This window comes from Vibrio diazotrophicus (genome assembly GCF_038452265.1).
GTDB classification, from domain to species: Bacteria; Pseudomonadota; Gammaproteobacteria; order Enterobacterales; family Vibrionaceae; genus Vibrio; species Vibrio diazotrophicus.
Window position 1 is genome coordinate 398175 of sequence record NZ_CP151842.1, and the last position, 13739, is coordinate 411913.

Annotated in this window: 6 protein-coding genes, 1 tRNA gene and 2 rRNA genes; all 9 read left to right on the forward strand. The window is 43.0% G+C overall.

What is annotated here, in order from left to right; genetic code table 11:
- Window positions 1-2 precede the first annotated feature (2 nt).
- The 9 genes from AAGA51_RS01920 (at window position 3) to AAGA51_RS01960 (ending at window position 13723) form a co-directional block, all read left to right on the forward strand.
- Window positions 3-863 (forward strand): ArsR/SmtB family transcription factor, encoded by an 861-nt coding sequence (locus AAGA51_RS01920; protein ID WP_042490321.1) that lies wholly within the window; start codon window positions 3-5, stop codon window positions 861-863.
- Between the two features lie 431 nt (window positions 864-1294).
- Window positions 1295-1693, forward strand: a complete 399-nt coding sequence (locus AAGA51_RS01925) for a type II toxin-antitoxin system MqsR family toxin (protein ID WP_342291525.1) — start codon at window positions 1295-1297, stop codon at window positions 1691-1693.
- Between the two features lie 71 nt (window positions 1694-1764).
- The gene (locus tag AAGA51_RS01930) at window positions 1765-2763 is read left to right on the forward strand and encodes a type II TA system antitoxin MqsA family protein (protein ID WP_042490319.1); all 999 of its coding nucleotides are present in this window, start codon (window positions 1765-1767) and stop codon (window positions 2761-2763) included.
- A 465-nt stretch (window positions 2764-3228) separates the two neighbouring features.
- Entirely contained in the window at window positions 3229-4197 is a 969-nt protein-coding gene (locus AAGA51_RS01935) for an isopenicillin N synthase family dioxygenase (protein WP_042490317.1), read from the forward strand.
- 155 nt (window positions 4198-4352) lie between these two features.
- Entirely contained in the window at window positions 4353-6761 is a 2409-nt protein-coding gene (locus AAGA51_RS01940; protein ID WP_042490315.1) for an EAL domain-containing protein, read from the forward strand.
- Between the two features lie 257 nt (window positions 6762-7018).
- Window positions 7019-8284, forward strand: coding sequence for an HD-GYP domain-containing protein (locus AAGA51_RS01945; protein ID WP_042490313.1), 1266 nt, complete (start codon window positions 7019-7021; stop codon window positions 8282-8284).
- A 549-nt stretch (window positions 8285-8833) separates the two neighbouring features.
- Window positions 8834-10376: ribosomal RNA gene (locus AAGA51_RS01950) — 16S ribosomal RNA — on the forward strand.
- 67 nt (window positions 10377-10443) lie between these two features.
- Window positions 10444-10519: transfer RNA gene (locus tag AAGA51_RS01955), tRNA-Glu, on the forward strand.
- Window positions 10520-10833: 314 nt separating this feature from the next.
- Window positions 10834-13723: ribosomal RNA gene (locus AAGA51_RS01960) — 23S ribosomal RNA — on the forward strand.
- Together the 16S and 23S rRNA genes with 1 tRNA gene alongside form the textbook arrangement of a ribosomal RNA operon.
- The last annotated feature ends 16 nt before the right edge of the window (window positions 13724-13739 follow it).

A 13739-nucleotide genomic window follows, 5' to 3' on the forward strand; every position in this document is an offset into this window, starting at 1 on the left:
CCATGTCTATTCCAAATGAATATTGGGACTTTGTTGATAACATTGGCGGCATGAAAGGGACAGAGAAGCATGTGCTAACGTTTTTATGTCGCAAAGCCAACTCAAAAGAAAACTATTCTTCATGGTATAGCGTGTCTGAAATGGCGCGGATATTGTGTATTTCGATTGCGTCAGTTAAGAACGCTACCAAAGCATTGTCTGATATGGGGCTAATTACGAAACGGTTAAGAAGGGATTCATCCAGTATTTATACGCTCAATCTTGAGCGTATTTCTCAACTTGGTAGGGCTAATATTTATCCCTACCAAAATGAAGACGAAGCGGATAATCCGACGGACAAACCACAACAAGAGATTGGTAGGGCTAATAATTATCCCCCGTACAGCCAAATATTAGCTGGGGGGGAGCTAAATAATAGCTACAAAGACGTAAATGAATACGTAATAGAAAACGTAATAAGATCTACAGGGGTGCAGGAACAAGTCACGCACTGTGAAAACCTCTCTCAAGATGTGAACTCATTTTGGAGAATAATTCATACTCATGTGAAAGAAGTCTACCAGGTTGATAATTTACCATTACAACCTAGCCGTGAAGATGTTGAATCAATCGAGTGGGCAATAGGAGAGATGTTACTTGATAGAGTGAGCGACAAAGATTGTCGATTGCTTTGTTTCTTTGTAGATGAAGACCTCGGTGTGCCTCACAGCGTTCTTAATCCAATAGTTAGGCTAAGGCTTGCCTATTGTGGTCATGAATGGCCTGAGATGCGTTTTAGGGAGCGATTCAAGCAATACCTAGAAGAGCACAAACTGACTAACCATAACTCATCGAGTTACCCGGTTTACCTAAATGTGAGATAAACCATCAGCGTATATTCACCATTGAACTGCGAATAATGGGTTGTGCGGAGGTTATGTCGCAAAGGGGATTCAGTTCGTGGGTGCTGGGAAAGTGGTTATGCCTTATTTGGTAAGGGTTACTGAGCTGCGATGTTTGTATAGTGTAACGCTAAACATGTCGCAGCAAGGTGAAGGCTTCACCGTGCTAATAGTTTCTTCCAAAGGAAGGGCACACTTTGAGTTTGAAGGATTATATGACTCGTAATAACTGTATCTTCTGCAATGGAGGCAATGCCTTTAAACTTGAAGTGGTACGGAACGGCAAGTCTAGTTGGCCAGTGACATATGCAGCTTTTCACTGGTGGATATTTTTCGATCTTTGATTAAATGACCCTAACTTTCATAGGGTAACTCCCAAATGGATTAACTAGTTTCAAAATCAACTTGAAAGATTGGATTTATCAATTGATAATAATACTGCGGCTTATCAATTGATAATAAAGGGAGCGCTGGTGACAGTAAGTGAGGCGTTAATAACAATTAAAATGTGTGTCGCTCAAGGACGGTTTCACTTAGTACCAAGGGCAAAAAACCAGTCAGGTATGATTGAATTAGGATTAACCTTTAATACTCTTAAATCAGTCATTCTAAATCTAACGAAAAATAATTATTACTCTGGGCCTAGTAAGGATTTTGATCAGTCTGATGGTGAAATATGGGTGTATGCAGAGGATTTGAACGGTACTGAAGCATATATCAAACTTAAGATATTTCACGTTGATAGTGTCGCACACACAAAGTGTCTTTCTGTCCATCCATCAGAAAGGTCCATGGGGTTTGTAAAGGATTAGACCCATTTTCTCACTAATATGTGAGGTTTATTTCAAGGTGTTAACATGCGGATTAAATTGGAGGATATATCATGATTGAAAAAGTATGTCCTTATTGTGAAAAGGTAACGTCACAAGAAGCTATAACGGTTAAAGAAGAGTACAAAATTAGGAATGAGCCTATAACTGTAAATTCGACCATTTATAAGTGTGCTTGCTGTGGCGAAGAATTGGATGGCGATAATGATCCTTTAGAGAAAGCTTATCGTGCTTATAGAGAGCATAAAGGACTTATCCAACCTGAAGATATTGCTATGTTTAGACAAAAATATGATTTAACTCAAAAGGAGCTAAGTCATATGTTGGGTTTTGGAGCTGTAACCCTTAGTCGATACGAAAATGGCGCATTGCAAACAGATGCTCACAATGTATCTCTTGAAATGGCAATGCAGCCAGCATCTTTAAGAATGCTGGTAGAGAAAAATCGTTCTTTATTTTCTCAACAAAAGTATCAATCTCTAATACAACTGATTGATAGTGAATATCAAAATCTATATTGCGGAAATAGTGGTGAGTTGACTCGTCAGCTAGAGCATAATTCTGTTGACGAGTTTTCTGGATTTACTGGTCTTAATGTACAGAAAATGATTGAAGTCATTATCTTTATGTGTCAATTCGATGGTGCGTTGAAGACAATATTAAATAAGCTGATGTTCTATAGTGATTTTTATGTTTTTAAAGATAAGACTCGTTCTTTGACTGGCCTAAAGTATGTTCATCTACCATATGGTCCAGTTCCTGATAACTTTGACTTTGTGTATGCGCAATTAGTTAAAGATAAATATCTAGAGAAGGTTGAAGATGTTTATCCCAATGGATATGTCGGGGAAAGGTTTATAGCAACGAGATCTTTCGATTCATCATTATTTGATAAAGACGAGATTGATATCCTTAATAAAGTGAAAGAAAAGTTCTCTGGGTATACGGCAAAGGCTATTACTGATTACTCACATGAAGAGCAAGCGTATAAAAAAACTCATGCTAACGAAGGCATATCATATTTGTATGCCTGTGACTTAAGTGATTTTTAATTTGAATTTTGTTCTTGGTACTTTCTTGTAGGCTGGAATCTCCGGATTTTACTGTTTGTGAGTTTTGTTACTTTGGTAACTTTTTATAATAGTAACCCCATTGGTAACCCTTGGTCTTAGTTTGGATGTTAAGTTTATTTAATATCATGTGGTTACCTGTTTTTATCAAGTCCGCCTACCGTACCATATTTAAACAACAAAGCCTCGACGAAAGTCGGGGCTTTGTTGTATCTGGTTCAAGAAAGTTTCATCCCTACTCATTCGCTCTCTACAGGCTAGGTTGGTGCATCCCTTCATTTACTTGCATTAATCTAGTGCAGTATTCCCTCTTCTCACTACTCAATATTTACTCCAAGCTTTATTGGTTCTCGATTGATACTACTTGTCTACTTGGTCGGCTTTTTGCTTATTTGGTTACAAATTAGAAAGTTGCTCGTAGAAGAGAGTTGTCTACAAGGAGAAAGTATGACGCTACCGATTATCGATATTTCCCCACTGAATTCTGACAATAAAAAAGATTGGCAGCCTGTTATTCAACAGATAGACAGTGCTTGCCGTGAACTTGGCTTTTTCTATGTTATTGGTCACGGCATCCCTCAACAGCAGTTCGACCATATTCAATCAATGGCCAATTTATTGTTTAGTTTGCCCGAGGAAGAGAAACAAAAAATTTCTATCGAAAAGAGTTCTAACCACCGAGGTTGGGGACGGCTGAGTGCAGAAAAACTTGATCCGTTAGGAGAACTGGATTGCAAAGAATCATTTGATATGGCTTTGGATCTTTCCCCATATCATTCTCAAGTAGGCCGTTGTGCCAAATTATATGGTCCAAACCAATATCCTAATATTGAGGGTTTTGCTCAGGCTGTGGGACAGCATTATTCCCTCACTCTTGATGTAGGATTAAAAATCTTGAAAGCGATGGCATTGGCATTAGGTGAAAAGGAAAACTTCTTTTCTCAAAGCTTCAGTTTGCCCATTTCAGTGTTAAGAATGCTCCATTACCCCAGTCAAACTGAGGAGACGAATGGAGCGGGAGCTCATACTGATTACGGATGTATTACGTTGCTGTATCAAGATCAGAGTGGTGGTTTACAAGTCTTGAATAAGCAAGAAAAGTGGGTTGACGCAACTCCTGTTGAGGGATCTTTCGTTGTTAATATCGGTGATTTAATGCAGCGTTGGACGAATGATATATACCGTTCGACAAAACATAGGGTGGCTAGTCCTACTTCAGGTAAGACACGCTTTTCTATGCCTTTTTTTGTTGAGCCTAACTATGACACTCCTATTGTAACTTTAGATTCATGTTTGGCTGAAAAACAAGGACAAGGTGGATATCCACCGATTACAGCAGGGGACTGGATATTCTCCCGCTTTGAAGATACCTATTCGTATCGTCGACAAGTCGAAGACGGTGTAGTCGAGGTTTGATTTGCAAGCTTCTTTGTTCTTTTGAAGCAGAGTTTAATGTCACGAAATTGAATTTGCTCAATCAATCTAAAGCGCTGGTCAACTATAGTTAAGTAAAGCCACTCAGATCATGAGTGGCTATCTTGGCTGAAGTTTTTGCAACTTAAGGTGAATGTATGCAAGAAGGTCTTGGTTCAGCGGCTGAGCAAAGAAAAGCGGTGCCTTTTAATTGGACTTTAAATATTGCTACTCAGGAGTTTAGTTACGACAGAGAGGCAACTCATCCTTTTTTATTCCCCAATCATTCTATAAATAGCTTTGGTGATTGGCTTGCATTAATGAGTCCTTCTTATCGGCACGATATTGAGCAACTGCTTGAATCTGTGTGTCAAGACCAACACAAACGTACGTGTGTTGTTGCTCTTTGGGAAGATAGGCATCATGGTTTTTATGCCTCGTTTTCTGCTGAAAAACTCTCTCAGTATGTTGTTCAGGGAGAAACGCAACTAATTTTTGAAGTGAAGCAAGATCGGCAGACCATGCATTGGTTTGATTTTATGTTGAGGCAGGATAATTGCGGGGTATTGATTACCAATAGTGAAAACAAGATCTTAGCCTGTAATAAAAAGTTCGAGCAATTATCTGGGTTTGGTTTGGCCGATCTTGTGAGTTTGAATAGTATTCTGCTGTTTGAAGAAGATCCTAGCTCACTAAAAACACCTAAACCTTCAGCTAGCAGAAATTTCTTAATTAAGCATTCGTCAGGGGAGCTTAGACAGTGCAGAGCTGCATCTATTCCGCTCGCCTTTTTACAGCATCCTGATATTTCTTTTACCATATTCTCTTTGTTGCCTAGCATTAAGCATTCAATTGAAAGCAGTATACTGACGAAAAAAGCATTTGGTGATCAATTGGATGTTATTTATCAGCGACAAATCGCTAATACTATCTATGTGGTAATGACGTTGAGTATTGAAAGCCGCATTTCCAATTTCGAAAACACACTTAATGATGTTATGGCTCGACTCAAAGAGTGTCGGATGTTTGGCAAAATAAAAGACAATTTCTATTTGGCTTGTATTGAGTGTTCTGCGCCTGTGAACGAAAAACCATATCGCTACCTTCATCGACAGATCAACTATTTCTTTCAGGAATTGAAATCGTCACATTCAGAAATTTATCAATCTGTTGCAAAAGGTAGAGTTGGTATTTCTGTTCTTGGTGTAGACGCCAGCAATGCAAAAATGGCTGTTACTCATTCTGTTCAGGCGATACTAGAACAGCATTCAGAGGATCGCGGACAGCATATCCGTTTTTTTGATAGTGATTTACATCGTCAAATAAAGAAAAGGAAGCTACTGGAAGAATTGATCTCTGATCTTATTGAAACAAAGCAAGTAGAAATAAAATATCAACCTATACTAGATACTCAATCATGGAACATCTCCGGATACGAAGCTCTATTTGAACTTCCTTTACCTCCGGCTCTATCTTCAACTCGTGTGGAATTAGAAAGTATTATTCAGGACCTAAATTTGTCGGCAGAGTTAGATGTCATCGTTCAGGAAAAGGTATTTAAAGAACAGGCGTTGCTTCAGTCTTATCATTCGTCACCAATAACGGTAACTTTAAATATTCTGTGCCAGCACGAAGCTAAAAATTTTGTCGATGTCTTGTACTGCTTGGTTCGCCAGATGCGGGATTATAAAGTGGACCCCCATCAGTTTTATTTGCAGGTTGCTCCTGATGCACTTCGTTCTATAGCTACTCAAGATATAAATATGTGGCAGCAGTTAGGAATCAAATTTGTGATGGATAATGTTGAGATAAGTAACACTATCTCAACTAGCCTACCAACCGAACGCTATAATTTGTTCAAAATCAATCCTAACTATCTAGAGTCACTGGCTCACTCACAAATGATTCATAAAGTCATTAAAACCTTGGTGGATGAATGTCATTCGCTGAATGTGTCTGTAGCAATAGACACAGTTGCAGCCATTAATGATGCAAAATTGCTGGCTTATTTGGGTCTTGATTATATGAGTGGTGGATGCCTTTCTGGTCCAGAAAGCGTGGATGCGATTCCGACAGTGATTAAGAAGATTGAATCGTTAAAGCCGTCATTACTTAAGGATGAGGGCGTTGTTGGGAAAAATATCAGCACCTTACAAAACCTGTGTCATGCACAGATGCCACACCTCGACCCAAGTGATACCGTAGCTGCAGCACAGCAGTATTTTTTATCATCAGAAATTGAAGTCCTTCCGGTCATTAACCACCGAGAATGTGTCGGTATTATTGACCGAGCTTGTTTGAACCTACACCTTACTCCACGCATGGGGACTGATCTTGAAACTACTCAGGAAAACTTAATGTGGCATCGACCAGTCAGTCAAATCATGCAGCTCTCATTCACCAAATTGGACGCAAAAATGGATATCAGTAACGTTAGTTCTTTGATTGAAGAAGAGGAACTGGCATTTCCATGGGTTCTTACTGAAGGTAAAATCTTTAAAGGTATTGTTACTCCAAACTGTGTTATTCAGCATTTTGCTTCTTCAAATTTAAAGCGTAATTCCTAATGAATGTTCGTTTTTGCAATGCAATAGCGCATTTACTTGAGTTTTCTATCGCTCAATATTGCATAAAGAGCTCGCAAATTTAGGCAAAAGTAGTCACAAAGGCTGATAGCACTATCTTGTGACTATTTTCTCTCGCTAAGGATAGTGTCTATAATTGTCGCTAATAAATAGTGTTAAAAGTTGTACCTTTATAGACGTTGTTCAAATATCAACTTCTAAGTAAGAGTACCTGAAGTTATCAGAGGTTTTAGTAAATTGTGGCGAGCATAAAAATTACGGTCGATAGATTACAACCAGGGTTACATATACGCTTGCCAGTAAAGTGGAACGAGCATCCATTTTTATTCAATAGTTTTAAGATTAAAGACCAAGAACAAATTCGCTTGATTAAACACTTGGGAATACAACATGTGTTTCTCAATCCTAGCCAAAGTGATACCCAACCACTTCCACCTGTAACGAATACTGCTCCTGTTGATGATCAAGAAAATGAAGTCGAAAGCGATATCAATAGTGAAGCTGATAAATTGTGGCAAGAAAAACAAAACAGAATTGAAAAACTCAGTGCCTATCGTCGTCGGGTGATCAGTTGTGAAAAAGAATTCGAACGTTCACTTGCTCGCATGCGTGCGGTAATGAACAAGATTCGCAACCGACCAATGGATGCTGTCGATGAGGCTGCTCAGTTGGTCGATGATATTGTTGATAAGCTGCTCGGCGATGATAGCGTCACCTTACATTTAATGAATGGTAAAAGTGAGTTTGAAGATATTTACTTCCATTCGTTAAACGTATCAGTAATCGCGATGATGATAGGCAGAGCGAAAGGATATCCTGCAGATAAGATAAAAGAGATAGCTTTTGCCTCTCTCTTTCACGATATCGGTAAAATCCGAATTCCTACAGCTATCGTTCGTAAACAAACACCTTTAACTGAGCCTGAAAAAAACTACCTAAAAATGCATACCAAATACGGATTGGAAATTTCTCAGAACATTAAAGAGTTTCCTGATAGTGCAAGAAGAGTGATTGAACAGCATCACGAGCTGCTTGATGGCTCTGGGTACCCTCTAGGTTTGAAAGGGGATGATATTGACGAACTCGCTCAAGTTATTGCTGTTGCTAATGCCTTTGATAACTTGTGTCACCCTAATGTACCAAGTGAGCAAAAAATCCCTTATGTCGCTCTTTCTTATCTATATAAGAACTGTAAGCACATTTATAACAATGAGAACTTGAACATTTTAGTTAAGTTTATGGGTGTGTTCCCGCCGGGGACAGTAGTGCAGTTGTCTAATGAAATGGTTGGTCTGGTAATTTCAGTGAATGCGAACAGCCTTTTATATCCTAATGTCCTTATTTACGATCCGTCGGTACCTAGAACTCAAGCACCTATTATTGACTTAGCAGATAAAGATATAAAAATCGTTAATGCTATTCTGCCTCATAAACTTCCCGATAAAGTGAGAGAGTATTTAAATCCACGCTCAAGGATCTCTTACTTCTTTGATAGTGAAGAATAGTTATCCACAGCATTTTGTGAGTAACCTGTTCCTTTCTTGAGGGTGAAGAGTACATAAAATGACGTTCGTTGTTTATTTAAACAAACGAACGTTTTTTTTAAATAAATTCACCTTTTTCGCTTGCTAAGTTTATCCATCTCCCTATAATGCCGCCTCACTGACACGGCAGACGTCGCAAGGCTTCAGCAGGTGTTGGTAGAGGATAAGACTTCTAAAAAGAAAAATTGAAAAAGTGTTTGACACTGACAGTTATCTAGCTAGAATGCACCTCCGCTTTGAGAAGAAAGTTTCTGCAAAGCAACGCTCTTTAACAATTTAAACCTATCAATCTGTGTGGGCACTCGTTGATGAAAATCAAAGTTAAGTCTTTGTTCTAGTAACAAAGCAACTTAGGTTTCAATGAACTGAGTGACCAATACAAATAACTTCGGTTATTTGGCACAGTCAATTCATTACCATTCTGTTGGAATGGTAATAGCTTTAAAATTACGTCTTACTTTCGAGTAAGAGCAGTTTTGAAGTCAGTATTCGTTGAGCCGACAAAATCTTAAATTGAAGAGTTTGATCATGGCTCAGATTGAACGCTGGCGGCAGGCCTAACACATGCAAGTCGAGCGGCAGCACAGAGAAACTTGTTTCTCGGGTGGCGAGCGGCGGACGGGTGAGTAATGCCTGGGAAATTGCCCTGATGTGGGGGATAACCATTGGAAACGATGGCTAATACCGCATAATAGCTTCGGCTCAAAGAGGGGGACCTTCGGGCCTCTCGCGTCAGGATATGCCCAGGTGGGATTAGCTAGTTGGTGAGGTAATGGCTCACCAAGGCGACGATCCCTAGCTGGTCTGAGAGGATGATCAGCCACACTGGAACTGAGACACGGTCCAGACTCCTACGGGAGGCAGCAGTGGGGAATATTGCACAATGGGCGCAAGCCTGATGCAGCCATGCCGCGTGTGTGAAGAAGGCCTTCGGGTTGTAAAGCACTTTCAGTCGTGAGGAAGGTGGTGTTGTTAATAGCAGCATCATTTGACGTTAGCGACAGAAGAAGCACCGGCTAACTCCGTGCCAGCAGCCGCGGTAATACGGAGGGTGCGAGCGTTAATCGGAATTACTGGGCGTAAAGCGCATGCAGGTGGTTTGTTAAGTCAGATGTGAAAGCCCGGGGCTCAACCTCGGAATAGCATTTGAAACTGGCAAGCTAGAGTACTGTAGAGGGGGGTAGAATTTCAGGTGTAGCGGTGAAATGCGTAGAGATCTGAAGGAATACCGGTGGCGAAGGCGGCCCCCTGGACAGATACTGACACTCAGATGCGAAAGCGTGGGGAGCAAACAGGATTAGATACCCTGGTAGTCCACGCCGTAAACGATGTCTACTTGGAGGTTGTGGCCTTGAGCCGTGGCTTTCGGAGCTAACGCGTTAAGTAGACCGCCTGGGGAGTACGGTCGCAAGATTAAAACTCAAATGAATTGACGGGGGCCCGCACAAGCGGTGGAGCATGTGGTTTAATTCGATGCAACGCGAAGAACCTTACCTACTCTTGACATCTACAGAATCCTGCGGAGACGCGGGAGTGCCTTCGGGAACTGTAAGACAGGTGCTGCATGGCTGTCGTCAGCTCGTGTTGTGAAATGTTGGGTTAAGTCCCGCAACGAGCGCAACCCTTATCCTTGTTTGCCAGCGAGTCATGTCGGGAACTCCAGGGAGACTGCCGGTGATAAACCGGAGGAAGGTGGGGACGACGTCAAGTCATCATGGCCCTTACGAGTAGGGCTACACACGTGCTACAATGGCGCATACAGAGGGCAGCGAACTAGCGATAGTAAGCGAATCCCAAAAAGTGCGTCGTAGTCCGGATTGGAGTCTGCAACTCGACTCCATGAAGTCGGAATCGCTAGTAATCGTGAATCAGAATGTCACGGTGAATACGTTCCCGGGCCTTGTACACACCGCCCGTCACACCATGGGAGTGGGCTGCAAAAGAAGCAGGTAGTTTAACCTTCGGGAGGACGCTTGCCACTTTGTGGTTCATGACTGGGGTGAAGTCGTAACAAGGTAGCGCTAGGGGAACCTGGCGCTGGATCACCTCCTTACGTAAAGATTCTCTTGATGAGTGTCCACACAGATTGATTAGGTTTAGAAAGATAAGAGTATCTTAGTGTCCCGTTCGTCTAGAGGCCTAGGACACCGCCCTTTCACGGCGGTAACAGGGGTTCGACTCCCCTACGGGATACCATCTTTAAGCATTCTTACGAGTGTGTTTAAAAATGGTTTTCGTAAACTCTTTGTTTATAAAAACTCTTGCTCTTTAACAATTTGGAAAGCTGACAAATAACGATTTGATTAATCGTTATTTATTAAAAGTTCTCAAATCCTATGTCTCTTAGAGATGTAGGTACCAATACACATTCAAGTGTTCTTGGGAATAACATCATTGATGTTGTTCATATTTGAGTCCGGCAAAATCGAAATGTCTCTCGCTCATTCAAATAATGAGAGACAACTAAACCTTGGTTGTTTGCCATACATAAAGACCTCTTGGGGTTGTATGGTTAAGTGACTAAGCGTACACGGTGGATGCCTTGGCAGTCAGAGGCGATGAAGGACGTATTAACTTGCGATAAGCGTAGATAAGGCAGTAAAAGCCACTTGAGTCTACGATTTCCGAATGGGGAAACCCACTCACATAAGTGAGTATCATTAACTGAATACATAGGTTAATGAGGCGAACCGGGAGAACTGAAACATCTAAGTACCCCGAGGAAAAGAAATCAATTGAGATTCCGAAAGTAGCGGCGAGCGAAATTGGATTAGCCCTTAAGCTTTTAATGACACAGGTGAAGATTCTGGAAAGTATCGCGATACCGGGTGATAGCCCCGTAACCGACATGTCATTTTGAGTGAAAACGAGTAAGGCGGGACACGTGATATCCTGTTTGAATATGGGGGGACCATCCTCCAAGGCTAAATACTCCTGACTGACCGATAGTGAACCAGTACCGTGAGGGAAAGGCGAAAAGAACCCCTGTGAGGGGAGTGAAATAGAACCTGAAACCGTGTACGTACAAGCAGTAGGAGCCTCTTCGTGGGGTGACTGCGTACCTTTTGTATAATGGGTCAGCGACTTATATTCAGTGGCAAGGTTAACCGTATAGGGGAGCCGTAGGGAAACCGAGTCTTAACTGGGCGTTCAGTCTCTGGATATAGACCCGAAACCGAGTGATCTAGCCATGGGCAGGTTGAAGATTGAGTAACATCAATTGGAGGACCGAACCGACTAATGTTGAAAAATTAGCGGATGACTTGTGGCTAGGGGTGAAAGGCCAATCAAACTCGGAGATAGCTGGTTCTCCCCGAAAGCTATTTAGGTAGCGCCTCGGACGAATACTACTGGGGGTAGAGCACTGTTAAGGCTAGGGGGTCATCCCGACTTACCAACCCTTTGCAAACTCCGAATACCAGTAAGTACTATCCGGGAGACACACGGCGGGTGCTAACGTCCGTCGTGGAGAGGGAAACAACCCAGACCGCCAGCTAAGGTCCCAAATGATTACTAAGTGGGAAACGATGTGGGAAGGCTCAGACAGCTAGGATGTTGGCTTAGAAGCAGCCATCATTTAAAGAAAGCGTAATAGCTCACTAGTCGAGTCGGCCTGCGCGGAAGATGTAACGGGGCTAAGTAATCAACCGAAGCTGCGGCAATGCAATTTATTGTATTGGGTAGGGGAGCGTTCTGTAAGCCGTTGAAGGTGTGTTGTAAAGCATGCTGGAGGTATCAGAAGTGCGAATGCTGACATGAGTAACGATAAAGGGGGTGAAAAACCTCCTCGCCGGAAGACCAAGGGTTCCTGTCCAACGTTAATCGGGGCAGGGTGAGTCGACCCCTAAGGCGAGGCCGAAAGGCGTAGTCGATGGGAAACGGGTTAATATTCCCGTACTTCTTACAATTGCGATGGGGGGACGGAGAAGGCTAGGTGGGCCTGGCGACGGTTGTCCAGGTTCAAGTGCGTAGGCTTGAGAGTTAGGTAAATCCGGCTCTCTTTAAGGCTGAGACACGATGTCGAGCTACTACGGTAGTGAAGTCATTGATGCCATGCTTCCAGGAAAAGCCTCTAAGCTTCAGATTGTAAGGAATCGTACCCCAAACCGACACAGGTGGTCGGGTAGAGAATACCAAGGCGCTTGAGAGAACTCGGGTGAAGGAACTAGGCAAAATGGTACCGTAACTTCGGGAGAAGGTACGCTCTTGACGGTGAAGTCCCTCGCGGATGGAGCTGATGAGAGTCGCAGATACCAGGTGGCTGCAACTGTTTATTAAAAACACAGCACTGTGCAAAATCGTAAGATGACGTATACGGTGTGACGCCTGCCCGGTGCCGGAAGGTTAATTGATGGGGTTAGACTTCGGTCGAAGCTCTTGATCGAAGCCCCGGTAAACGGCGGCCGTAACTATAACGGTCCTAAGGTAGCGAAATTCCTTGTCGGGTAAGTTCCGACCTGCACGAATGGCGTAATGATGGCCACGCTGTCTCCACCCGAGACTCAGTGAAATTGAAATCGCTGTGAAGATGCAGTGTACCCGCGGCTAGACGGAAAGACCCCGTGAACCTTTACTACAGCTTGGCACTGAACATTGAACCTACATGTGTAGGATAGGTGGGAGGCTTTGAAGCGCAGACGCTAGTTTGTGTGGAGCCGTCCTTGAAATACCACCCTTGTATGTTTGATGTTCTAACTCAGACCCGTTATCCGGGTCGAGGACAGTGCCTGGTGGGTAGTTTGACTGGGGCGGTCTCCTCCCAAAGAGTAACGGAGGAGCACGAAGGTGGGCTAAACACGGTTGGACATCGTGTGGTTAGTGCAATGGCATAAGCCCGCTTGACTGCGAGAATGACAATTCGAGCAGGTGCGAAAGCAGGTCATAGTGATCCGGTGGTTCTGAATGGAAGGGCCATCGCTCAACGGATAAAAGGTACTCCGGGGATAACAGGCTGATACCGCCCAAGAGTTCATATCGACGGCGGTGTTTGGCACCTCGATGTCGGCTCATCACATCCTGGGGCTGAAGTCGGTCCCAAGGGTATGGCTGTTCGCCATTTAAAGTGGTACGCGAGCTGGGTTTAGAACGTCGTGAGACAGTTCGGTCCCTATCTGCCGTGGGCGTTGGAGAATTGAAGGGGGCTGCTCCTAGTACGAGAGGACCGGAGTGGACGAACCTCTGGTGTTCGGGTTGTTACGCCAGTAGCATTGCCCGGTAGCTAAGTTCGGAATTGATAACCGCTGAAAGCATCTAAGCGGGAAGCAAGCCCTGAGATGAGTTCTCCCTGGCGCTTTAAGCGTCCTAAAGGGTTGTTCGAGACTAGAACGTTGATAGGCAGGGTGTGTAAGTGCTGTGAGGCATTGAGCTAACCTGTACTAATTGCCCGTGAGGCTTAACCATACAACACCCAAGGGGT